The organism is Streptomyces caatingaensis (assembly GCF_001187435.1).
Taxonomy (GTDB): domain Bacteria; phylum Actinomycetota; class Actinomycetes; order Streptomycetales; family Streptomycetaceae; genus Streptomyces; species Streptomyces caatingaensis.
Genome location: NZ_LFXA01000002.1, coordinates 176,642 through 200,515 on the forward strand (window position 1 = coordinate 176,642; position 23,874 = coordinate 200,515).

Annotated in this window: 16 protein-coding genes and 1 tRNA gene; 13 read left to right on the forward strand and 4 right to left on the reverse strand. The window is 74.1% G+C overall.

What is annotated here, in order from left to right:
- From pucD to AC230_RS01605, 11 genes are all read left to right on the forward strand, one after another.
- Positions 1–2,388 carry a xanthine dehydrogenase subunit D gene (pucD, locus tag AC230_RS01555; protein WP_049714102.1) on the forward strand — a complete coding sequence of 796 codons (2,388 nt, stop codon included), beginning with the start codon at positions 1–3 and terminating at the stop codon, positions 2,386–2,388.
- Positions 2,389–2,511: 123 nt separating this feature from the next.
- A complete protein-coding gene (locus AC230_RS01560; RefSeq protein WP_049714103.1) occupies positions 2,512–3,963 on the forward strand; it encodes an NCS2 family permease in 1,452 nt (483 codons plus the stop codon).
- Positions 3,964–3,987: 24 nt separating this feature from the next.
- Positions 3,988–5,124, forward strand: coding sequence for an XdhC family protein (locus AC230_RS01565; protein ID WP_078870864.1), 1,137 nt, complete (start codon positions 3,988–3,990; stop codon positions 5,122–5,124).
- A tRNA-Ala gene (locus tag AC230_RS01570) sits at positions 5,115–5,187 on the forward strand. The genes AC230_RS01565 and AC230_RS01570 overlap by 10 nt, the downstream gene beginning before the upstream one ends.
- A 96-nt stretch (positions 5,188–5,283) precedes the next feature.
- Positions 5,284–5,874, forward strand: a complete 591-nt coding sequence (locus tag AC230_RS01575; protein ID WP_049714104.1) for a TetR/AcrR family transcriptional regulator — start codon at positions 5,284–5,286, stop codon at positions 5,872–5,874.
- Between the two features lie 26 nt (positions 5,875–5,900).
- Positions 5,901–6,530, forward strand: a complete 630-nt coding sequence (locus tag AC230_RS01580) for an NAD(P)-dependent oxidoreductase (protein ID WP_078870865.1) — start codon at positions 5,901–5,903, stop codon at positions 6,528–6,530.
- Between the two features lie 138 nt (positions 6,531–6,668).
- Entirely contained in the window at positions 6,669–8,468 is a 1,800-nt protein-coding gene (locus AC230_RS01585) for a trypsin-like serine peptidase (RefSeq protein ID WP_049714105.1), read from the forward strand.
- A 221-nt stretch (positions 8,469–8,689) separates the two neighbouring features.
- Positions 8,690–10,582, forward strand: a complete 1,893-nt coding sequence (locus AC230_RS01590) for an FG-GAP repeat domain-containing protein (RefSeq protein WP_157868477.1) — start codon at positions 8,690–8,692, stop codon at positions 10,580–10,582.
- A 517-nt stretch (positions 10,583–11,099) separates the two neighbouring features.
- Entirely contained in the window at positions 11,100–13,844 is a 2,745-nt protein-coding gene (mgtA, locus tag AC230_RS01595; RefSeq protein ID WP_107082034.1) for a magnesium-translocating P-type ATPase, read from the forward strand.
- A gap of 47 nt (positions 13,845–13,891) precedes the next feature.
- Positions 13,892–14,677 carry an MgtC/SapB family protein gene (locus AC230_RS01600; protein ID WP_049714107.1) on the forward strand — a complete coding sequence of 262 codons (786 nt, stop codon included), beginning with the start codon at positions 13,892–13,894 and terminating at the stop codon, positions 14,675–14,677.
- Between the two features lie 57 nt (positions 14,678–14,734).
- On the forward strand, positions 14,735–15,241 hold the full coding sequence (locus tag AC230_RS01605) for a GNAT family N-acetyltransferase (protein WP_049714108.1): 507 nt from the start codon (positions 14,735–14,737) through the stop codon (positions 15,239–15,241).
- Between the two features lie 36 nt (positions 15,242–15,277).
- Here AC230_RS01605 and AC230_RS01610 read toward each other — a convergent pair whose 3' ends face one another.
- From AC230_RS01610 to AC230_RS01620, 3 genes are all read right to left on the reverse strand, one after another.
- A complete protein-coding gene (locus AC230_RS01610) occupies positions 15,278–15,856 on the reverse strand; it encodes a hypothetical protein (protein WP_049714109.1) in 579 nt (192 codons plus the stop codon).
- Between the two features lie 107 nt (positions 15,857–15,963).
- The gene (gene lysA / locus AC230_RS01615) at positions 15,964–17,307 is read right to left on the reverse strand and encodes a diaminopimelate decarboxylase (RefSeq protein ID WP_049714110.1); all 1,344 of its coding nucleotides are present in this window, start codon (positions 17,305–17,307) and stop codon (positions 15,964–15,966) included.
- 168 nt (positions 17,308–17,475) lie between these two features.
- Positions 17,476–17,904 carry an SAV_915 family protein gene (locus tag AC230_RS01620; RefSeq protein ID WP_241833037.1) on the reverse strand — a complete coding sequence of 143 codons (429 nt, stop codon included), beginning with the start codon at positions 17,902–17,904 and terminating at the stop codon, positions 17,476–17,478.
- A 447-nt stretch (positions 17,905–18,351) separates the two neighbouring features.
- Here AC230_RS01620 and AC230_RS01625 point away from each other — a divergent pair, with 447 nt between their 5' ends.
- Both AC230_RS01625 and AC230_RS01630 read left to right on the forward strand, forming a co-directional pair.
- Positions 18,352–20,034 carry an AMP-binding protein gene (locus tag AC230_RS01625; protein ID WP_049714111.1) on the forward strand — a complete coding sequence of 561 codons (1,683 nt, stop codon included), beginning with the start codon at positions 18,352–18,354 and terminating at the stop codon, positions 20,032–20,034.
- On the forward strand, positions 20,031–21,650 hold the full coding sequence (locus AC230_RS01630) for an AMP-binding protein (protein WP_049714112.1): 1,620 nt from the start codon (positions 20,031–20,033) through the stop codon (positions 21,648–21,650). Before AC230_RS01625 ends, AC230_RS01630 begins: the two co-directional genes overlap by 4 nt.
- A gap of 224 nt (positions 21,651–21,874) precedes the next feature.
- Here AC230_RS01630 and AC230_RS01635 read toward each other — a convergent pair whose 3' ends face one another.
- Positions 21,875–23,011 carry a helix-turn-helix domain-containing protein gene (locus AC230_RS01635; protein WP_198535378.1) on the reverse strand — a complete coding sequence of 379 codons (1,137 nt, stop codon included), beginning with the start codon at positions 23,009–23,011 and terminating at the stop codon, positions 21,875–21,877.
- Positions 23,012–23,874 lie beyond the last annotated feature (863 nt).

Sequence of the window (23,874 nt, forward strand, 5' to 3'; positions counted from 1 at the left end):
ATGCGACCGACCCGCACCGACCTCACCCAGCAGAGCACCCGCGGCGGCATCGGCGCCTCCACGCTGCGCCCCGACGGCGGCCTCAAGGTCACCGGCGAGTTCGCCTACGCCTCCGACCTGTGGCACGAGGACATGCTCTGGGGCCACACCCTGCGCAGCCCGCACGCCCACGCCCGGATCGTCTCCCTCGACACCGCCGAGGCGCTCGCCACCCCGGGCGTGCACGCGGTGCTGACCCACGCCGACCTGCCCGCCGCCACCCGCTACGGCCTGGAGGTCCAGGACGCCCCCGTCCTCGCCGACGGCGTCGTGCGCCACCACGGCGAACCGGTCGCCCTCGTCGCCGCCGACCACCCCGAGACCGCCCGCCGCGCCGCCGCGAAGATCAAGGCGGTCTACGAGCAACTCCCCGTCGTCACGGACGAGAAGAGCGCCACCGCGCCCGGCGCGCCCCTGCTCCACCCGGCCCGCGCCGACAAGCACGCCCCCCACGTCCCGCACCCCAACGTCGTCCACTGCCAGCCCGTCGTCCGCGGCGACGTGGAGGCCGCACGGGCCCGCGCGCACGCCGTGGTCACCGGCGACTACGAAGTGGGCATGCAGGACCAGGCGTTCCTCGGTCCCGAGTCCGGGCTCGCCGTCCCCGCCGAGGACGGCGGCGTCGACCTCTACATCGCCACCCAGTGGCTGCACGCCGACCTCCGCCAGATCGCCCCCGTCCTCGGCCTGCCCGAGGACAAGGTGCGCATGACCCTCTCCGGCGTCGGCGGCGCCTTCGGCGGCCGCGAGGACCTGTCCATGCAGGCCCACGCCTGCCTGCTCGCGCTGCGCACCGGACGGCCCGTCAAGATGGTCTACAACCGCTTCGAGTCCTTCTTCGGCCACGTCCACCGCCACCCGGCCAGGCTCCACTACGAGCACGGCGCCGACCGCGACGGCGGGCTCCTGTTCGTCCGCTGCCGCATCGTCCTCGACGGCGGCGCCTACACCTCGTCCTCCCCCTCCGTCGTCGGCAACGCCGCCTCGCTGGCCGTCGGCCCCTACGCGTGCGACAACGTCGACGTCGAGGCCCTGGCCCTCTACACCAACAACCCGCCCTGCGGCGCCATGCGCGGCTTCGGCGCCGTCCAGGCGTGCTTCGCCTACGAGGCCCAGATGGACCGGCTCGCCGCCGAACTCGGCCTCGACCCGGTCGAGTTCCGCCGGAGGAACGCCGTCTCGCAGGGCTCGGTCATGCCCACCGGACAGGTCATCGACGCCCCCGCGCCCGTCGCCGAACTCCTGCGCCGCGTCAAGGCGCTGCCGCTGCCGCCCGAGCGCCAGTGGGAGACCGCCGGCGGCTCCGCCGACCTGCGGGCCCTGCCCGGCGGGGTGTCCAACACCAGCCACGGCGAGGGCGTCGTCCGGGGCGTCGGCTACGCCGTCGGCATCAAGAACGTCGGCTTCTCCGAGGGATTCGACGACTACTCCACCGCCCGGGTGCGCCTGGAGTCCGTCGCCGGCGAACCGGTGGCCACCGTGCGCACCGCCATGGCCGAGGTCGGCCAGGGCGGCGTCACCGTGCACGCCCAGATCGCCCGCACCGAGCTGGGCGTCGCCGAGGTCACCCTCCAGCCCGCCGACACCCGCATGGGCTCGGCCGGCTCGACCTCCGCCTCCCGTCAGACGTACGTCACCGGCGGTGCCATCAAGGCGGCCTGCGAGGCCGTCCGCGAGCGGGTCCTGGAGCTCGGCCGCGCCAAGTTCGGCACGTACCACCCCGCCTGGGCGACCGCCGAACTCCTGCTGGAGGGCGGCAAGATCGTCACCGACGGCGGGGAGGTGCTGGCCGGTCTCGCCGACGTGCTCGACGGCGAGGAGCCCGTGGAGGCCGAACGCGTCTGGCGCCACCGGCCCACCGAACCCTTCGACCTGCGCAGCGGCCAGGGCCAGGGGCACGTCCAGTACTCCTTCGCCGCGCACCGCGCCGTCGTCGAGGTCGACACCGAACTCGGCCTCGTCAAGGTCGTCGAGCTGGCCTGCGCCCAGGACGTCGGCAAGGCCCTCAACCCCCTCTCGGTCGTCGGCCAGATCCACGGCGCCACCACGCAGGGGCTCGGGCTGGCCGTGATGGAGGAGATCGCCGTCGACCCGGCCACCGGCCTCGTCCGCAACCCCTCCTTCACCGACTACCTCATCCCCACCGTCCTCGACACCCCCGCCATGCCCGTCGACATCCTCGAACTCGCCGACGCCCACGCCCCGTACGGGCTGCGCGGCGTCGGCGAGGCGCCGACCCTCTCCGCCACACCGGCCGTCGTCGCGGCCGTCCGGCAGGCCACGGGCCTGCCGCTGCGCCGCGTACCGCTGCGGCCGGAGCACCTGACGGGGACCGACGTCCCCGCCTGAGGCCCCCACCCCCCTCTCCCCACCGGCGGTACACCCCGGGCCGTCCCCCGGGCCGTGCGGCCGCTCCGCACCGGCACGCGCCCCCCGGCACGCGCACGCATCGGCATCCAAGGAGCAGGCACCATGACCCAGTCGTCCGTCGGCCCGGCGCTCACGGCCGGGGGCGCGTGTCCCCCGCCCCGCAGGTCCTGGCCCGACCGCTACTTCCGCATCACCGAACGCGGCTCCACCCCCGCCCGGGAGGTGCGCGGCGGCATCACCACCTTCATGGCGATGAGCTACATCCTCCTGCTCAACCCCCTGATCCTGTCCGGGAAGGACGCCACCGGGCACACCCTCGGCCACGCCGGGCTCATCACCGCCACCGCGCTCGCCGCCGCCGTCTCCACCCTCCTCATGGGCCTCGTCGGCCGGGCGCCGCTCGCGCTCGCCGCCGGCCTCGGCGTCTCCGGCGTGCTCGCCGGGCAGGTCGCCCCCCACATGAGCTGGCCGCAGGCGATGGGCATGTGCGTCGTCTACGGCGGCGTCATCGTCCTGCTCGTCGTCACGGGGCTGCGCGAACTGGTCATGAACGCCCTGCCGTTGGCGCTCAAGCACGCCATCACCATGGGCATCGGGATGTTCATCGCGTTCATCGGGCTGGTGAAGGCCGGGTTCGTGCACGCCGGGCCGAAGGGCGGCGGGCCGGTCACCCTCGGGCCGGCCGGCGAACTCGCGGGCTGGCCCGTCCTCGTCTTCTGCGCCACCCTGCTGATCGTCCTCATGCTCCAGGCCCGCGAGGTGCCCGGCGCGATCCTCATCGGCATCGTCGCCGGCACGCTCCTCGCCCTCGCCGTCAACGCCCTCGCCCGCCCCGGCCCCGGCGCCTGGCAGGCCGGCCCGCCCGAACTCCACGGCGGCGCCGTCTCGATGCCCGACTTCTCCCTCCTCGGGCGCGTCGAGTTCGGCGGCTGGGGCGCGCTCGGCGGCCTGACCGTGGGCGTCATCGTCTTCACCCTCGTCCTCGCCGGCTTCTTCGACGCCATGGCCACCATCATCGGCGTCGGCACCGAGGCCGGACTCGCCGACGCGGACGGCCGGATGCCCGGCCTGAGCCGCGCCCTGTTCGTCGACGGCGCCGGCGGCGCGATCGGCGGCCTGTCGGGCGCGTCCGGCCAGACCGTCTTCGTCGAGTCCGCCACCGGGGTCGGCGAGGGCGCCCGCACCGGCCTGTCCGCCACGGTCACCGGACTGCTCTTCGCCGCCTGCCTCTTCCTCACCCCCCTCACCCGCATCGTCCCCGGCGAGGTCGCGGCGGCCGCGCTCGTCGTCATCGGGGCGATGATGATGGGCAACGCGCGGCACGTCGACTGGAACGACCGGGCCGCCGCCGTCCCCGCGTTCCTCACCGTCGTCCTCATGCCCTTCACCTACTCCATCACCGCCGGAGTCGGCGCCGGCGTCATCGCCTACACCGCGATCCGCACGGCCCAGGGCAGATGGCGGGCGCCCGGCCCCTTCATGTGGGTGCTGACGGCCGTCTTCGGCGTGTACTTCGCGCTGCACCCGATCGAGGAATGGCTCGGCGTCACGTGAGCCGCGAGCCGATGAGGAGGAACGATGCTCGACCTCGCTCCTGAACTGCACCGCTGGTGCGCCGAGGGACGCGCCTTCGCCGTCGCCACGGTCGTCGCCGTCCACGGCAGCGCCCCCCGGCAGCCCGGCGCGTCCCTCGCCGTGGACGCGGACGGGACGGCCATCGGCTCCGTCTCCGGGGGCTGTGTGGAGGGCGCGGTCTACGAGCTGTGCCGCGAGTCCCTGGAGACCGGACAGGGCACGGCCCGGACCTTCGGCCGGTCGGACGAGGACGCCTTCGCCGTGGGCCTGACCTGCGGCGGCGTCGTGGAGATCCTGGTGACACCGGTGGGCCCCGCCGAACGCCCCGCCCTCAGGGCCGCGTTCGCGTCCGTGCTGCGCGGCGAGGCGGTGACCGTGGCGCGCCGGGCGGACGGGTCCGCGGGGCTGGCGGTCGTGGACGGGACGTCCCGGGGCACCCTCCCCGGAATCCCCGCCTCCGTCCTCCCGCCCGGGCACACCGGGGTGGTCGAGGCCGGCTGCGAGCGGGTCCGCCTCTTCCTGGAGTCGAGCGCGCCGCCGCCCCGGATGATCGTCTTCGGGGCGGTCGACTTCGCGGCGGCGCTGGTGCGGGTGGGGTCGTTCCTCGGCCACCGCGTCACCGTCTGCGACGCCCGCCCCGTCTTCGCGACGCGCCGGCGCTTCCCGGAGGCCGACGAGGTCGTCGCCGACTGGCCGCACCGCTACCTCGACTCCCAACGCCTCGACTCCCGTGCGGTGTTGTGCGTCCTCACCCACGACGAGAAGTTCGACGTCCCGCTCCTGGAACGGGCCCTGCGCCTGCCCGTCGCCTACGTCGGCGCCATGGGCTCCCGCCGCACCCACGAGGCCCGCCTCCGCCGCCTGCGCGAGGCCGGCCTCACCGCCGCCGAACTCGCCCGCCTCCGCTCACCCATCGGCCTCGACCTCGGCGGCCGCACCCCCGAGGAGACGGCCCTGTCGATCGCCGCCGAGATCGTCGCCGCCCGCAGGGGCGGTTCCGGACTCCCGCTGACCACGACGAGGACCCCGGTCCACCGGCCGGAGCCGGCCGCGCCCGCCCGCTTTGGCGGGGGAGGGGAGGGATCGTGTAATCTCCTTCCCGTGCCGCCGGGCGGACAGGCGACCGGCACGGGGCTATAGCTCAGTTGGTAGAGCGCCTGCATGGCATGCAGGAGGTCAGGAGTTCAATTCTCCTTAGCTCCACAGGAGAGTGAGGGCCGTTCCTTCGGGAGCGGCCCTCGCCGCGTTCGTGCGCGGGAGATCTTTAACGGGCGTTCCAGAACGTGGTACGTTCCCGTCATGGCCCGACCCAAGGGGTTCGACCCCGACCGCGTCCTCGACGCCGCGATGCACGCCTTCTGGAGCAAGGGGTACGCGGCGACGTCCGCCCAGGATCTGGTGGACGGGACGGGGCTCGGGCGGGGGAGTCTGTACAACGCCTACGCCAGCAAGCACGGGCTCTTCGTCGAGGCGCTGCGGCGCTACGACGAGGAGTGGGCCACGCGGCAGGTGGCGGTGCTGGAGGGCGAGGGGGCCGTCCGGGAGAAGGTGCGGGCCGTGCTGATGACGGTCGTCGACGAGGAGTCGGCCCCGGCCGGCGACCGGCGCGGCTGTCTGGCCGTGAACGCGGCCGTCGAGCTCGCCGGGCGGGACGAGGAGGTCACCGCCGTGGTGCGGCGGACCTTCCGGCGCATGGAGGACGCGTTCTGCGAGGCGCTCCAGCGGGCCCGCGGGCGCGGCGAGATCGGCGCCGACCGCGACGCCCGTGCCCTGGCGCGGTACCTCCTCAACTCGATGTACGGGCTCAGGGTGCTCGGCAGGACCGCCGACCGGGCCGTCATGACGGACATCGTCGAGACGGTGCTGCGCTCCCTATCGTCACCGTCCTGAAGGACGGTCCCGCCACCGCGGAGGCGATGCGGGCGGCGGCCCCGGCGCTCGCCGCCGGTGCGGTGTGGGTGCAGCTCGGCACCGTCGGGCCGGCCGCGATCGGCGAACTCGCCCGTGCCGCCGAGGAGTACGGGCTCGTCCTCTACGACGCCCCGGTCCAGGGCACCAGGCAGCCCGCCGAGAACGGGCAGCTCGTGGTGCTGGCCGCCGGGCCGGAGGGGCAGCGGGCCGTCGTGGAGCCCGTGTTCGCGGCCATCGGCAGCCGCACGGTCTGGGTGGCGGAGGAGCCCGGCGCGGCCAGCCGGCTCAAGCTGGCGGTCAACGGCCTCGTCTTCGCGCTGACCCACGGCACGGCGGAGAGCCTGGCCCTCGCCGAGGGGCTCGGCGTCGATCCGGCGCTGGTGGTGGAGGCGGTCACCGGAGGCCCGCTCGACAGCGCGTTCTTCCAGGGCAAGGCGCGGGCCATGCTCGCCGACGACTACACGACCGCGTTCTCCGTCGACAACTCCGTCAAGGACGCCCGGCTGTTGACGGAGGCGGCCGAGGCGGCGGGGGTCCGTGCCGACCTCGCGGCCGCCGGCCTCGCGCGCTTCCGGCGCGCGGCGGAACGGGGGCACGGCGCCAAGGACATGGCCGCCTCGCGGCTGGCGGGCTGAGGGGCCGTCCGGACGGCAACCGGCGTGCCGTTCGGGGTGGTTGACGAGGGGGCCGGGGGCGGGGGCGGCGAGGTCAGTGGGCTATGCAAATATTTGATCTCGAACACCTGATCTTGTCCCCTATCTCGGTGAGTCGCCTTGACACCTTTCAGACGCAGACACGCCCGCACCCTCCTGACGGCCCTGAGCCTCGCCGTCGGCGGGACGGCCGCCGGCACCGCGCCGGCCGTCGCCGCCCCCGCCACCACGCCCGACGCCCGAGGCGCCGAGCACTACTGGACGGCCGAGCGGCTGGCCGGCGCGCAGCCCGTCGACGCCGGACGCGGGACCGCGCCGGCCGCCCGGTCGGCGCTGCGGGCGCCCGCCGCCGCCCCGCGCAACCTCAAGCAGGGCACGTTCGGGAGCGGCATCCCCTCGGTGGGCACGTTCTTCGCCGCCGGGCCCTCGGGGGCCACCTACTGCAGTGCGAGCGTCGTGCGCAGCGCGGGCAGGAACCTGGTGCTGACGGCCGGCCACTGCGCCAAGTCCCTGAAGGCCGACGGCCGTACGATCTTCGTGCCGCAGTTCCGCAAGGGCAAGGACGCCGCGCACCAGCCGTTCGGCGTCTTCCCCGTGCAGCGGGTCTTCATGGACCCCCGCTACCGCAGCAACTCCCGGCAGGCGGACTCGGACCTCGACTTCGCCTTCGTCCGCGTCGGCACCAACGCGCAGCGCGCGAACGTCGAGAACCGCACCGGCGGCCTGCGGCTGACGAACACGCCGCGCTGGACCAACACCGTCACCGTCCACGGCTACCCCAAGTCCGGCAACCCCGGGCAGCAGGCGCTGAGTTGCACGGTGGCGACGGGCCGCGCGCCGAAGTTCCGGCAGCTGAAGATGGAGTGCGGCGGCTTCTACGGCGGTGTCTCCGGCGGCCCGTGGATCGCCAACTACGACGCCAAGAAGAAGACCGGCGACGTCATAGGCAACGTCGGCGGCTACAACGGCGGCGGTGACGACCAGAACCACGACTGGGTCAGCTACTCCCCGGTCTACGACCAGGAGATCCAGGCCCTCTACGCGGACGCGGTCGCCGGCCGGGCGCCGGTGCGCGGGCCGCTGCGCTCGCTGTCCGGGCCCCGGCTGCCCGAGAGCGCCCACACCATGACCATGGCCCGGCACCTGGCGGCCGGCGAGTTCACCGGCGACGGGCGCGACGACCTGATCGTCGTCTGGCGCGACGGCGAGGTCACGCTCTACCCGGGCGACGGGCGCGGCGGCTTCGGCGCCGGGCGGCGGCTGGCGAAGCAGCACGGCCCGTGGGAGCGGGCGCAGACCGTCACCGCCGGTGACTTCACGGGCGGCGGCCGGTCGGACCTCATGGTCGTCTGGACGGACAAGGCCGGCAAGCCCACCGGCAAGGTCAGCGTCTGGGCGGACGTGAGCCCGTCCGGGCTGGGCAAGGAGCACGTCGTCGCCCGCTCTGGCTCGATGTGGAAGGACGCTTCCCGGATCACCGCCGGCAAGTACACCTCCGGCCGGGCCAACGACGTGGCCGTCGTCTGGCGGGACGGCGAGGTGAGCCTGCACACCGGCGTCAACGGCTCGGGCACGGGCCGGGAACGCCAGTTGGTGGCGAAGGACAAGTCGCCCTGGAAGGGCGCCGCGGCCGTAACGACCGGGCAGTTCTCGGGCGGCCCCGCGCGGCTGGTGGTGCGCTGGGGCGACGGCCAGCTCCAGACCGTCGCCGCGACGAAGGGCCTGACGTCCCGGGCCACCCTCATGCCGGCGAACGCCTCGTACCGGGGCAACTCGCTCATGATCGCGGGTGCGTTCACGGGGCCCGCGGGCCGGGCGGACGACCTGCTGGTCCGCTGGGCGGGCAACGGTGAGACCGCGCTCTACCCGGGGACGGGCGAGGGGCGCCTGGGGGCGTGGAACCCGCTGGTCTCCCCCTGACGGGAGCGACGCGCCGTTCACGCGGCGTGCCGCTTGAGCGACGTGCCGTTCAAGCGACGCGCCGTTCAGGGGCCGTGGTCGCCCGGACCGTCGTCCGGACCGCGGCCCCGCGCCGTTGCGGGCGACGGCCGGGGCGGCGGTCCGGGCCACCCCGGGGGCGGGAGCGCGCGCACGACGTGTGAACATGTGCGCGACATCATCCCCTATCTCAGTGAGTCACTTTGACCTCATCCAGACGGTCCCGGACCCTCTCCATAGCCCTGGCCATGGCAGCCTGCGGCACGGCGGTCACGGGAGTCACGGCAGTCACGGTGACGGCGGCGGCCGCCGCCCCCGGGCCCTCCCCGGCCGGCACCGCCTCGTCCGTCCTCGCCTACTGGACCGCCGACCGCATGGCCTCCGCCCGGCCCGTCGCGCCGGGCCCCGCCGCCAAGCCCCGGGCCGGGACGGCCCAGGCGGCCCCCCGCCAGGGCCTCGCGGCGCCGAAGGGCCTGAAGCAGGGCACCCTCGGCGACGGCATACCCGTGGTCGGCACCTTCTTCCGGCCCGACCCCGTCAAGGGCACCACCTACTGCACCGGCAGCATCGTCCGCAGCAAGGGGCACAACCTGCTGCTCACCGCCGCCCACTGCGCCCAGGGCCTCCGCACCGCCGCGCAGTACGAGGCCGACAAGGGCAAGCCGGGCAACACCCCGCCCTCGATCTTCGTCCCCCAGTACCGCAACGGGAAGAAGGCGGCGGACCAGCCGTTCGGCGCGTACGTCGTCGAGCGGACCTTCATCGATCAGCGGTACCGCCACAACTCCAAGCAGGCCGACTCCGACCTGGACTTCGCCTTCGTGCGCGTGGCGCCCTTCGGCGGGAAGGAGGCCGAGGACCGCGTCGGCGGCGGGCTGCGGCTGACGGACACCCCGCGCTGGTCCACCACCGTCACCGCCTACGGCTACCCCGGCCAGGGCCTCAACCCCGCCCGCAAGGCGGTCAGTTGCACCGTGCCCACCGCCAGGGGCCCCTACTTCCGGCAGCTCAAGCTGGAGTGCGGCGGCTTCTACGGCGGTGTCTCCGGCGGCCCGTGGATCGCCGGCTACGACGCGAAGAAGAAGACCGGCGACGTCATAGGCAACGTCGGCGGCTACAACGGCGGCGGCGAGGAGGGCGCCGACAAGGACACCCACTGGCGCAGCTTCTCGCCCGTCTACGGCCCGGAGATCCAGAGCCTCTACGCCGACGCCGTCGCCGATCGCGCCCCCGTGCCCGGTGACCTCCAGGGTGCGGTCAAGGACGGACTTCCCTTCACCGCCCGTCAGGCGAAGGACGCCCACCACCTCGTCACCGGCGACTTCACCGGCGACGGCCGCGACGACCTGCTGGTCGTATGGCGGGACGGCGAGATCGACGCCTACCCGGGCGACGGCCGGGGCCGCTTCGGCCGCGAGGTGCGCATCATCAGCCAGGGGAAGGACAATCCCTGGGGCCGGGCCGAGGCCGTCACCGCCGGTGACTTCAACGGCGGTGGCACCGCCGACCTCGCCGTGCGCTGGAACACCGGCAAGGTCAGCGTCTTCTCGGACGTCCGCGCCGGCAGCACCGGCCGCGAGTCCACGCTGGTCAAGGCCAACAACACCTGGAAGCACGCGACCCACTTCGCCGCGGGGCCCTTCAACTCCCCCGGAAAGGCCAACGACTTGGTCGTCCGCTTCGACGACGGCGAGGTGGACCTGTACTCCGGCACCACCGCCTCCCGCCTGGGCGCCGAGAAGCGGCTCGCGGCCGGCGGCAAGGGCTCGCCGTGGGCGGGCAAGGACGCCGTCCTCGGCCTCGCCGCCGCCCAGGTGTCCGGCAAGGGCAACGCCGACCTGCTGGTCCGCCGGGGCGACGGCGGCCTCGTGGCCTACGCGGGCGTGAGCAGGGCCGGGCTGCCCGCCGCCGCCTCCGCCCTCCAGGGTGCCAACCCCTCCTTCCGGGGACCGGTCCTGATGACCGCCGGCGACTTCGGCGGACCCGCGGGCCGGCGCGACGACCTCGTCGTGCGCTGGAGCGACGGCGAGACCGCGTACTACGACCGGACGGCCGCGAACCGTCTCGGTACGTGGACACCTCTCGTCTCCCCCTGATCGGGCGGAATCCCGGTGTTCACGGGGCGGGACCGGCTTGCGGCCGGCCCCGCCCCGCATGCGTTCACCCCCGTGTTACCCGCCGCCGCGCGGCATGTGGCAAGCTGGGGCGCGAGAGTGCCGTGCGGCACCCACGCTGTCCGTCCGAGCGAGGAGGTGATCGGGATGACCAGTCGGAGTCCCGAGGGAAGTCCTCGCCGCAGTGTGCTCGTCCCGGTCACGGCCGGCTGACGTCTTCGTCGAACCGACCTGGTTCCGCAGGGGCTTGACGTATACGCCCCTCCACGCTGTCGCGTGAATTTCCCTTCACCACGGCCCGCCCGGGCCCGTTCCCTTTCCGCGATCCGGTTCAAGAGGCCCCGCACCGGCGGGACCTGGTGATCCGCGTCGCGCGATTCCGCTCACCGTTCCGAGCCACGGCCCCCTTCGGCCTGCCCGCGCGCCCCGACGCCGTCCCCGCGTCGCCGCGCCATGCGGTCATGCCGTCGTGCCGCCGTGCCCGGAGAAGGGTTCCGCCATGACCGACACCACCCTCCTCACCCCGCAGAAGCCCGCTCCGCCGGGCCGCACCCCCGGCACCCGCCGCGAGCGCCGGGCCGCCGAGCTGGAGGCCCGTACCCGCGCCGTCGCCGGCCGCCTGGCCGCGATCAGCGCCCAGCCGGCCGCCCAGGTGCTCCGGGATCACCGGAGCACCGCCCAGGGCCTGCGCGCCGACGAGGCCGCCGAGCGCCTGGAGCGGCACGGCCCCAACACCGTCGAGCACGAGCGCGCCCCGCACTGGTCCGTCCAGTTCGCCCGGTCCTTCTGGAATCCGTTCATCCTCGTCCTCGTCGCCCTGGACGCGGTCATGCTCTGGCAGTGGCTCCAGGCCGCCGACGAGGAGCCCTTCGACCCCGGCATCGCCATCCTCGCCACGATGGTGCTGGTCAGCGCGGTGCTGCGGTTCTGGCAGGAGTACCGCTCGGGCCGGGCGGCCGACGCGCTGCGGGCGCTGGTCACCACCACCACGGCGGTCCGGCGCCGGGCCGGCCGCGGCGCCGGGCCGGTGACCGCCGAGATCCCCATGGAACAGGTCGTCCCGGGCGACGTCGTCCGGCTGGCCGCCGGCGACCTCGTCCCCGCCGACCTGCGGCTGCTCACCGCCAAGGACCTCATGGTCGGCCAGGCCGCGCTCTCCGGCGAGTCCCTGCCGGTGGCCAAGGCCGACACCCGCGTCCGCGACGACGGGCAGCGGACCACCACCGACCCCGTCGAGGCCGACAACCTCTGCCTCATGGGCACCTCCGTCACCTCCGGTACCGCCACCGGCGTCGTCGTCGCCACCGGCGCGGACACCTACTTCGGCTCGATGGCCGGTTCCCTAGCCGGCGAGCGCCCGGAGACCGGCTTCGACACCGGGGTGCGGAAGGTCAGCTTCCTGCTGATCCGCTTCATGCTGGTGATGGTCCCCGTCGTCCTCGCCCTCAACGGCTTCACCAAGGGCGACTGGGCCGAGGCGTTCACCTTCGCCCTCGCCGTCGCCGTCGGGCTCACCCCCGAGATGCTGCCCATGGTCGTCACCACCAACCTGGCGCGCGGCGCCGTCGCGATGGCGAAGCGCAAGGTCGTCGTCAAGCGGCTCAACGCCATCCAGAACCTGGGCGCCATGGACGTCCTCTGCACGGACAAGACCGGCACGCTCACCGAGGACCGCATCGTCCTCGACCGCTACCTCGACGTGCACGGCCGGGAGGACGCCGAGGTCCTCGAATACGCCTACCTCAACAGCCACTTCCAGACCGGGCTGCGCAACCTCATGGACCAGGCGGTCGTCGACCGGGTCCTCGCCGCCGAGGAGATCGTCGTCGACGCCCGCTTCACCATGGTCGACGAGATCCCCTTCGACTTCGCCCGCCGCCGCATGTCCGTCGTCCTCGCCCGCAACGGCCTCGACGGCCCCGCCGACCAGCACGTGATCATCACCAAGGGCGCGGTCGAGGAAGTCCTCGCCCTGTGCACCCACATGACCGACGGCGGGGAGCGCGTCGAGCTCACCGCCGCGCTGCGCCGCCGGGTGACCCGCACCGCCGAGGAGAACAACCGGCAGGGCCTGCGCGTCCTGGCCGTCGCCACCCGGACGTTCACCTCCCGGCGGGAGACCTACGGCGTCGAGGACGAGGCGGGGCTGACCCTGACCGGCTTCCTCGCCTTCCTCGACCCGCCCAAGCGGGACGCGGCCGAGGCGCTGCGCGCCCTCGCGGACAGCGGCGTCGCCGTCAAGGTCGTCACCGGCGACAACGAGCTGGTCGCCGCCCGGGTCTGCGCGGACGTGGGCATCGACGTCGGCGAGGTCGTCACCGGCGCCGCGATCGACGCCCTGGACGACGCCGCCCTGCGCGCGCTCGTCCGCACCACCACGGTCTTCGCCAAGGCGAACCCGGTGCAGAAGGCCCGCATCGTCCGGGCCCTTAGGGCCGAGGGCCACACCGTCGGCTTCCTCGGCGACGGCATCAACGACGCGGCCGCGCTGCGCGACGCCGACGTCGGCATCTCCGTCGACACCGCCGTCGACATCGCCAAGGAGTCGGCCGACATCATCCTGCTGGAGAAGGACCTGACGGTCCTGGAGCGCGGAGTGCTCCAGGGGCGGCAGACCTTCGGCAACACCATCAAGTACATCAAGATGACGGCCTCCTCGAACTTCGGGAACGTCTTCTCGGTGCTGGCCGCCTCCGCCTTCATCCCCTTCCAGCCGATGCTCGCCGTCCAGCTCCTGGTGCAGAACCTCGCCTACGACATCTCCCAGCTGGCCACCCCCTGGGACCGCATGGACGAGGAGTACCTGCGCAGGCCGCGCACCTGGGACGCGCGCGGCATCGGGCGGTTCATGCTGGTGATGGGGCCGACCAGTTCCGTCTTCGACATCACCACCTTCCTGCTCATGTGGCACGTCTTCGGGGCGGACGGCGAGGAGCACCAGGCGCTCTTCCAGCCCGGCTGGTTCGTGGAGGGCCTGCTGACGCAGACGCTGGTCGTGCACATGCTGCGCACCCGGAAGATCCCGTTCGTGCAGTCCCGCGCCACCGCGCCGGTGCTGCTGATGACCGCGCTGGTGATGGCCGCCGGCATCGTCCTGCCGTTCTCGCCCCTGGCCGGCGCGCTGGGCATGCAGGCGCTGCCCCTCGGCTACTTCCCCTGGCTGGCCGGGACGCTGCTGGCCTACTGCCTGCTCACCCAGGGGGTGAAGAGCTGGTACATCCGCCGGTTCAACAGCTGGCTGTGAGCCGCCGATAGAGATCACGACACGCCACCGGAGGAGGACGGAGCAACATGATCAACGAGTGGCACATGGCGGCCAACATCGCCGCCGGCCTGGGGCTGGGCGCGGTCATCGGCCTGGAACGGCAGTGGCGGGCCCGGGAGGCGGGGCTGCGCACCAACGCGCTGGTCGCCGCCGGTTCGTCCCTCTTCGTCCTGCTCTCCACCTTCGGCTTCGCGGACGCGACCAGTTCGACGGGGTACGACGGCTCACGGGTCGCCGCGCAGATCGTCTCCGGCATCGGTTTCCTCGGCGCCGGGGTCATCATGCGGGACGGTCTGCGGGTGCGCGGGCTCAACACGGCGGCCACGCTGTGGTGTTCGGCCGCGGTCGGCGCCCTGGCGGGCACCGGGCTGTACGTCATCGCCGTGCTCGGCACGGTCGGCGTGGTCGCGGCCAACACGCTGCTGCGGCCGCTGGCCCGGCAGTTGGACCGGGACCTGCGGGGCGGTTCCGAGGTCGCCACCGACTACCTCTTCGAGGTCGTCTGCACCGAGCCGGAGGAGGCCCACGTCCGCACCCTCGTCGTCCAGTCCGTCACGCGGCCCGGCTTCCGGCTGCGGTCCGTCTCCAGCCGCGACGCCGAGGCGCCCGGCAAGGTCGCCGTCGCGGCCGAACTGACCACCGAGCGGCGGGACGACAGCCTCCTGGAGGAGGCCGTCAGCCGGCTCTCCCTGGAGCCCGCCGTCTCCGCCGTCAGCTGGACGGTCCTCCACGCCCCCGACGAGGAGTCGGAGGAGACGGGGGAGGAGAACGGCCGCGGCCGGCGCTGGGCGCGCAACCCCTTCACCCGGTGAGTCCGGTGAGCCCGGTGAGTCAGGCGCACCAGGTGAATCAGGTGGAACAATGGCCCCATGCGCATACGTCCGGCCCGAGTTGACGATCTTCCCCCGCTCCAGGACATCGAGCGGGCGGCGGGCCGGTGCTTCCACGACGTGGGGATGCCGGAGATCGCCGAGGACGACCCGCCGTCCCTGGCGGAGCTCCGGCGCTTCCAGGAGGCGGGGACGGCGTGGGTGGCGGCCGACGCCGCCGGCGGATCCGTCGCCTATCTGCTGGCCGAACCGGTGGACTCGGCGCTGCACGTCGAGCAGGTGTCCGTCCACCCGGCCGCCGCGCGGCGGGGCGTCGGGCGCGCGCTGCTGGACCACGCCGCCGGGGCGGCCCGCGCCTCCGGCGCGGCGGCGCTGACGCTGACGACGTTCGCGGACGTGCCCTGGAACGCGCCGTACTACGAGCGGTGCGGCTTCCGGCGGCTGGCGGACGGCGAACTGACGCCCGGGCTCAGGGCCGTCCGGGAGCGCGAGGCCGCGCTCGGGCTCGACCGGTGGCCGCGGGTGTGCATGCGGCGCGAGGTGTGAGCGGGGCCCGGGGGCCGGGCCCCGCTCACGGTCCTGCTACGGCTGGAACTGGCAGATGGTGTAGCGGTAGCCCTCCAGGCCGGGCTTCGCGACGGACTTCCAGGTCCAGAAGAAGGAGACGACCGAGCCCTGCGGCAGGGTGAACTTCTTCTTGTTGTCGGCACGGACGAACGTCCGCGGCACCGTGCCATGGAACTTGTAGTTCCACTTCTGCTTCTGGGTGCCCGTCCCCGCCACCTCGTGGCCGTCCGCGAAGATCTGCGTGCGGAAGTTGACCGTCCCCATCGAGGCGTTGCGCTTCTTGGACAGTCCCACCTGCCACGAGACGCCGCCCTTGAGCGACTCCTTTGTCGTCACGTCGGCGATGGGGAGCGACCAGCTGCCCTGGCACTTGGGGATGGTGAGCCCGGCGGCGGCCGCGGCGGCCGGACGGGCGGTGGCCCGGCGCAGCTCCGCGGCGGACGGCTTGCCGTAGCCGCCGCCCTGGGCGGCGGCGATGGTCCCGGCGGGCGGCGCCTGCCGCGGCGCGGCGGCCTCGGCGCCGGACACCGACGCGAGGACGAGCGCGGCGCCGCACGCGGCGGCGGCCGCGGCGCGCGAACGGGATATGTGCATGAGGTACTCCCCGTGGTCTTGACGAGCCCGTCACGATCTTGACGAGCTCGGCATGCACCGTACAGGACGGCCGGACGGCCGCGGCGGGGGAGACCCCGGCGTCCCGTTCAGGCCCCGACGTCCCGCCGCCGCAGGTCCTCCGTCGTCTCCCGGCGCACGAGCAGCCGTGCCGAGCCGCCGGTGACGGCGACCACCGGCGGGCGGCCGACCAGGTTGTAGGCGGAGGCCATCGACACGTGGTAGGCCCCGGCCGCCGGGACGGCGAGGATGTCGCCGGGGCGGACGTCGCCGGGCAGCGGCACGTCCTCGGCGAGGACGTCGCCCGCCTCGCAGTGCCGGCCGACCACCGTGACCGCCCGCGCGGGCACCCGTGAGGTGCGGCCCGCCAGGCGGACGGTGTAGCGCGCGCCGTAGAGGGCGGGGCGCGGGTTGTCGCTCATGCCGCCGTCCACCGCGACGAACGTCCGGGCGCCGGTGGTCTTGACGGCGAGGACCCGGTAGAGGGCCACGCCGGCCGGGCCCGCGATCCAGCGGCCCGGCTCGACGGTCAGCCGGGGGACGGGCAGGCCGGCGCGGGCGCAGCGCAGGGCGAGTTCGCCGGTGACGCGCGGCGCGTACGCGGCGGGGTCGAGGGCGGGGTCGCCGTCGCGGTAGGCGATGCCGAAGCCGCCGCCGAGGTCGAGTTCGGGGAAGGTGACGCCGTGCCGGTCGCGGAGCCGGGCGAGGAGGGCGACGAGCCGCTGGACGGCCGTGACGTACGGGCCGGCCGAGGTGATCTGGGAGCCCAGGTGGCAGTGCAGGCCCACGAGTTCGAGCCGCGGCTGGCCGAGGGCGCGGGCGACGGCCTCCTCCGCCTCGCCCCCGGCGACGGGCAGTCCGAACTTCTGGCCCTCCACGCCGGTGCGTATCGCGGCGTGCGCGCCCGCCTCCACCCCGGGCACCACACGGATCAGCACGCGCTGCCGGCAGCCGGGCGGGACGAGGGCGGCGAGCCGGGCGATCTCGCCCGGGGCGTCGATGACGATGCGGCCGACGCCCAGGCGCAGGGCGGTGGCCAGGTCGGCGGGGCTCTTGGCGTTGCCGTGCAGGATGATCCGCTCGGCGGGGAAGCCGGCGTGGGCGGCGAGGTCGAGTTCGCCGGCCGAGCACACGTCCAGGCCGAGCCCCTCCTCGTCGATCCAGCGGACCATGGCACGGGAGAGGAACGCCTTTCCCGCGTAGGCGACTTCGGCGTCCGGCAGGGCGGTGCGCCAGGCGCGGGCGCGGGCGCGCACCTCGTCCTCGTCGAGGACGTAGGAGGGGGTGCCGAAGCGGTCGGCGAGCTCCGCGAGGGCGACGCCGCCGACGGAGAGCCCGCCGTCGGGCGGGGTGCGGGTGGAGGCGGGCCACACCGGGGCGGGCGCGGTGTCGTCGGGCACGAGCGGCGGGAGGGGAACGACGGGGAGGGACACGGCGGACTTCCTTCGACGGGCCGGCGGGGCCCGGGAGTTCCTGGGGGAGGGGAGGAGCGGGGCCGTGGGGCGGGCGGTCGTGACGCCCCGTCCGCCCCACGGCGCGGGGCCGGCTGTGCGGGCCGGTCCGGCGCGCGGTGGCCTGGTCCGGCGGGCCGGAGGGGCGCGTCAGCCGGGCAGGGTGGGCAGCCGGTCGGCGGGCGTGGGGCCGTCGGGCTCGGGGCGCACCGGCGGGGCCGTCAGCTGGGGGTCCACGGAGACGAGGGTGACGCCGAGGGGCCCGGCGAGGGAGCGCACGGCGGGCAGGGAGAGGCGGACGGCGGGCTGTCCGGGGCCGAGGCAGGCGGCGAGCCGTCCGGCGGTGGTGAAGGCGACGGCGGTCCGCGCGCCCAGGGGCGTACGGAAGACCCGCAGGGCGTAGCCGCCGGCGCAGGGGCGCACGGGGATCAGGAGCGCTTCCGGGGAGCGGCGGACCGGTGCGGCCCCGCCGGGATGGGCGGGCTCTTCGGAGGACTCCCCGCCCTCGGTCCGCGTGCCGTGCGCGGCCGTCACGGCGGCGACGGCCGCCGCCTCGGCGGGAGTTCGGTTGACATGCATGGTGATTCCTCGGATGGGAGGAGGGACGCGTCGGGGCGCGGCCGGGGCCGCGCCGCTCACGCTATGCCCGCTCCGCGGGCGGACGACCGTTTCCTTGACAGGCTGTTGACCCCCGGCGGCGCTCCCTTGACGGCTCGTTGACGGCCCCGTGAGGTGCCGGACGGCGGCGTTCCGGAGCGGTGCGCAGGGGGCTCCCGGACCCCGTCCGTGACCCCGTGCGCCGGGTGTGCGCCCCTGCCGTGCGCCGGGTCCCGCCTCCACGCTGCCGTACAGGGGCAAAAACTTTGGAAGAATCGCGGCGGGGTCGGACATCCCGTAGCCGCGGTCCTTCGGAAAACCCGTGTTCGCGAGGCGCGGACACCACTGCCCGGGGCTGGCGGGTCGTCGATCACCGTCGCACGATGCTCATCTGCGACCGACGGCCCACCCGGCAACCTGGAGGCACACGTGACGACGAGGCGGACCGTTCGAGGGTGCGAGGAGTTCCGGGCGGCGCGGGATTTCCTGCTGGAGCACCGGGCGGACTACGAGGGCGCCCGCGCCGGCTTCGTCTGGCCCCGGCCGGAGACGTTCAACTGGGCGCTCGACTGGTTCGATCCGCTCGCGCGCGGCAACGACCGCACCGCCCTGTGGATCGTGGAGGAGGACGGCCGCGAGGCGAGGTCCACGTTCGACGGCCTGCGCCGCCGCTCCGACCAGGTCGCCCGCTGGCTGCGCGGGCGCGGCGTGGCCGCCGGCGACCGGATCGTCGTCATGCTGGGCAACCAGACCGAGCTGTGGGAGACCATGCTCGCCGCGATCAAGCTGCGCGCCGTGGTCATCCCCGCCACCCCGCTGCTCGGCCCCGCCGACCTCGCCGACCGCGTCGCCCGCGGCCGGGCCCGCCATGTGATCGTCCGGGCGCAGGACACCGGCAAGTTCGCCGAGGTCCCCGGCGCGTACACGCGGATCGCCGTCGGCGGCGCACCGGCCGGGTGGCTCGCCTACGAGGACAGCGCGGGCGCCGGGGAGGACTTCGTCCCCGACGGCCCCACCCGCGCCGACGACCCGTTGCTCCTCTACTTCACCTCGGGCACCACCGCCCGGCCCAAGCTCGTCGAGCACACCCATGTCTCCTACCCCGTCGGCCAGTTGACCACCATGTACTGGATCGGGCTGCGCCCCGGCGACGTGCACCTCAACATCTCCTCGCCCGGCTGGGCCAAGCACGCCTGGTCCAACCTCTTCGCGCCGTGGAACGCCGAGGCGACGGTCTTCGTGCACAACTACACCCGTTTCGACGCGGTCCGCCTCATGGCCGAGATGGACCGCTGCGGCGTGACGAGCTTCTGCGCCCCGCCCACCGTGTGGCGCATGCTCATCCAGGCCGACCTGCGCGCCCTGCGCACCCCGCCGCGCGAGGCGGTCGCCGCGGGCGAGCCCCTCAACCCCGAGGTCATCGAGGCCGTCCGGCGGGCCTGGGGGGTCACCATCCGCGACGGCTTCGGGCAGACGGAGACCTCCGTCCAGGTCGCCAACCCGCCCGGCGCCCCGCTCAAGTCCGGCTCCATGGGCCGCCCGAGCCCCGGCTTCGACGTCGTCCTCCTCGACCCGGTGACGGGCGAGCCGGGCGACGAGGGCGAGATCTGCCTCGACCTCGCCACCCGCCCGGTCGGCCTGATGACCGGCTACGAGGGCGACCCCGAGCGCACCGCCGAGGCGATGGCGGGCGGCTACTACCGCACCGGCGACATCGGTTCACGGGACGAAGAGGGGTACATCACCTATATCGGGCGCGCGGACGATGTGTTCAAGGCCAGCGACTACAAGATCTCCCCCTTCGAGCTGGAGAGCGCGCTCCTGGAGCACGAGGCCGTCGCCGAGGCGGCCGTCGTGCCGGCCCCCGACCCGCTGCGGCTCGCCGTCCCCAAGGCGTACGTCGTCCTCGCGGCCGGCTGGGAGCCCGGGCCCGGCACCGCGAAGGCGCTCTTCGCCCACTCGCGCGCCGTCCTCGCCCCGTACAAGCGCATCCGCCGGCTGGAGTTCGCCGACCTGCCCAAGACCGTGTCCGGCAAGATCCGCCGTATCGAACTGCGCGAGCGCACCGCGCAGGGCGGCGGCACCGAGTTCAGAGAGGAAGACCACCGGTGAGCACACCCTCGTACGCGGGAGGCCCCACTGACACCCCCCTGCTCGACGAGACCATCGGCGCCAACCTGGCCCGTACCGTCGAGCTCTTCGGCGAACGGGAGGCGCTCGTCGACGTACGGGGCGGACGCCGGTGGACGTACGCGGAGTTCGGGCGGGCCGTCGAGGAGGTCGCGCTGGGGCTGCTCGCCAAGGGGGTGGCCCAGGGCGACCGGGTCGGCATCTGGGCCGTCAACTGCCCGGAGTGGGTGATGGTCCAGTACGCCACCGCCCGCATCGGGGCCGTCATGGTCAACATCAATCCCGCGTACCGCGTCCACGAACTGGCGTACGTCCTGCGCCAGTCGGGGATCTCCGTCCTCGTCTCCGCCGTCGAGTACAAGACGAGCGACTACCGGCGCATGGTGGAGCAGGTGCGCGGCGAGTGCCCCGCGCTGCGCGACGTCGTCTACCTCGGCGACCCGACGTGGACCGGGCTCGTCAGGCTCGGGGCCGGCACGCCGCGCGAGCGGCTCGCCGAGCGGGAGGCGAAGCTGCGCCCCACGGACCCCGTCAACATCCAGTACACCTCCGGCACCACCGGCTTCCCCAAGGGTGCCACCCTCACCCACCGCAACATCCTCAACAACGCCTTCTCGGTGGGCGAGTTGCTGGGCTACACCGAGGAGGACCGCATCGCCCTCCCCGTGCCCTTCTACCACTGCTTCGGCATGGTCATGGGCAACCTCGCGGCCACCTCCCACGGCTCCTGCGTCGTCATCCCCGCCCGCACCTTCGACCCCACCGCCACCCTCCACGCCGTCGAACGCGAGCGCTGCACCTCGCTCTACGGCGTCCCCACGATGTTCATCGCCGAGCTCGACCTGCCGGACTTCGCCACCTACGACCTCTCCACGCTGCGCACCGGCATCATGGCGGGCTCGCCGTGCCCGGCGGACGTGATGAAGCGCGTCGTCGCCGAGATGCACATGGAGGAGGTGGCCATCTGCTACGGCATGACCGAGACCTCCCCCGTCTCCACCCAGACCCGTCGCGACGACGACCTCGACCGCCGCACCGGCACCGTCGGCCGCGTCCTCCCGCACATCGAGATCAAGGTCGTCGACCCGGACACCGGCGCGACGGTCCCGCGCGGGCGGACCGGTGAACTGTGCACCCGGGGCTACTCGGTGATGCTCGGCTACTGGGACGAGCCCGAGCGCACGGCGGAGGCCATCGACGCCGACCGGTGGATGCACACGGGCGACCTCGCGGTCATGGACGAGGACGGCTACGTCCGCATCGTCGGCCGCAGCAAGGACATGATCATCAGGGGCGGGGAGAACGTCTACCCCCGGGAGATCGAGGAGTTCCTGCACACCCATCCGAAGATCGCCGACGTCCAGGTCATCGGCGTCCCCGACGAGCGCATGGGCGAGGAGATCATGGCCTGCGTCATCCTCCGCGACCCCGGCGAGCCCCTCACCCGCGACGAACTCGCCCGCTACTGCCGGGGCCGCCTCGCCCACTACAAGGTGCCGTGCTATCTGCGGATCATGGAGACCTTCCCGATGACGGTCAGCGGGAAGGTGCGCAAGGTGCAGCTGAGGGAGGAGGCGGTGGCGCTGGTCGGGTCGTGAGTCAACCGGCCGTGCGGACGAGCGTCTTGCCGGTGGTGCGCCCCCGGAGCACGCCCAGCTACGTGACGACGCCGGAACCGGCGGGCAGCGGGGCGGTGCGGGCGCTGATCCGCGAACTGCGGGCGGGGGCGGGGGCGGGCGCACCGCCGCCCGTATCCGCTCCGGACGCCGGGGCGGCCCGTTCCGGAGGGCCGTGAACCGGCCGGCGCCGCACGGCCGTCGCGTCAGAAAAGTCCCGCCAGGAAGGCTCGGGGGTCCTGCCCGTCCCGCACGGTCACCCACACCGTCGTCCCCGTCCGGCTGCGGACACCGGCCCCGACCGCCGGCGGTCCGGCCCCGTCGCCGTACAGGACCCCCGCCGTCTCGACCGGTCGGGCCCCCCGGGGCCGGGCCGCGCCGGGGGCCCGGCTCCCGGCCCGGGGCGACGGGGGCCGCTCGACGGCGGGCCCGCCGCGCGGCCGGCCGCGCGGCGGCGGAGCGGTGGCCCGGTCCACGGCCGGATCGCCCGTCAGGAGGCCCGACCAGGCCGCAAGGAGGGAGCTCAGCTCGGCGGGGGTGCAGCCCGCCAGCAGGCGGAAGTCCCGGTTCAGATGCGACTGGTCGGCGAAACCGCAGGCCACGGCCGCGTCCGCCCAGCTGAGGTGCCCCGCGTCGGTCGCGAAGGACAGCGTCCGCTGCAGTCGCGCGATCCGGCCCACCATCTTGGGCGACAGACCGATCTCCTGGCGGAACCGGGCGTTCAAGTGCTGGCGTGACCAGCCCACTTCGTCCGCCAGCGCGCCGATCCGCACGTCCCCCGACAGACCCGTCAGCCGTTGCCAGGCCCGCCTGAGCGGCGACGCGAGATCCGGGCCCGCGGTCATGCGGGTGAGCAGGAAGTCGTCCAGCAGCCGGAACCGGGCGGGCCAGCCGGGCGCCTCCGCCAGCCGTTCGGTCAGCCGCCTCGCCTCGGCGCCCATGGGGTCCTCGAGGCGGAAGGTCGCGTTCGTCAGCTCGTGCAGCGGCATGCCGAGCAGCGCGCGGGCGCCCGGCGGCGTCAGCTGCACCGTCATGCCGTACGTCCGCCCGCTCTGCTCGATCAGCATCGGCCGATCGCTCAGCCCCGTGACCAGCGAGCCCGTCGGGAGCCGGGTGAGCGGCCGGCCGGCAACGGCCACCTGACGCTCCGCCGCCTCGAAGTCGATCACGAGCACCACGGAGACCAGCGCCATCATCCGCCGCGTCAACGGCCGCACCGGCGTCCAGTCCTGGCCCGTGTACGTCAGCACGAGGCCGGCGAGACGGGGGTCGGGGGCGCGGTGGGGGAACTCGAAGGACTCGGACGTCCGAATGCCGACCGCGGCCGCCTGGTCCATCCGCATCGCTTCCTCCCCGAAGCACAGAACGGAGCACACCGTGGGCGCGTGTCCCGATTCTATGTTCTGCCCGTCCCGCCCCCGCGGTCCGGGAACGTCGGACCCCCGTGGGCCGCTCCTGCCGCTCCAGCAGCCCCCGCACGGCCTCGGGCGCACAGAGCGCCCGCTCGTCGCCCGGAGCGGGCAACAGCCGGTGCGCGCCCGGGGGTTCATGACGGGCGGGCGGGGGAGTGGTGAGGTAGTTGGTGTGGTCGGTGCCGAGGCATTGGGTGCCGGGGACGTTCCAGGCGCGGGCCGTGTCCGGGGGGACGAGGACGCTGTAGCGGTCCTGGCGGCGGGAGACGATGACGGCCGTCGTGATGCCCGCGGCGCGGAAATGCTCCTCGACGGCGTCGCGGTGACGAGGCCCGGTGATCCCGTTCTCGATCACGGCTGCCGGGATGTGGACCGCGTCGAAGGGGACCCCGGCGCGGAGTGTGGCGGGCAGTCCCCTGGCCCACGCCTCACGGGCGACGCGGGGGTGTGGCTCGCGGGAGACGGGCCAGAGGGCGGCCTTGGGCGGTGGGGTGGGTGGGCTCTTCGATGCCGTCTCCTCGAGGACGATGCGGCGGGCGTGGCCGTTGTACATGACGGTGTCCGGTGCCGCTTCGTGGGCCTTGGCCAGGGTGGCGAGAGCGGCGTCGGGCTGGCCGTCGAGATGGTAGCCGCGGGCCTCCTCGACGCGGTGCCGCGCCCGGCGCGGCCGCGAGGGGATGGTGTGGGCGTCGGCCGCCGCGGCCTGCCGTACGGACTCGCCGCCCGCGTGCAACTCGACGGCGACGGTGACGGCGTGGGCCGACATCACCGCTCGCGAGAAGGACGTGACCGGG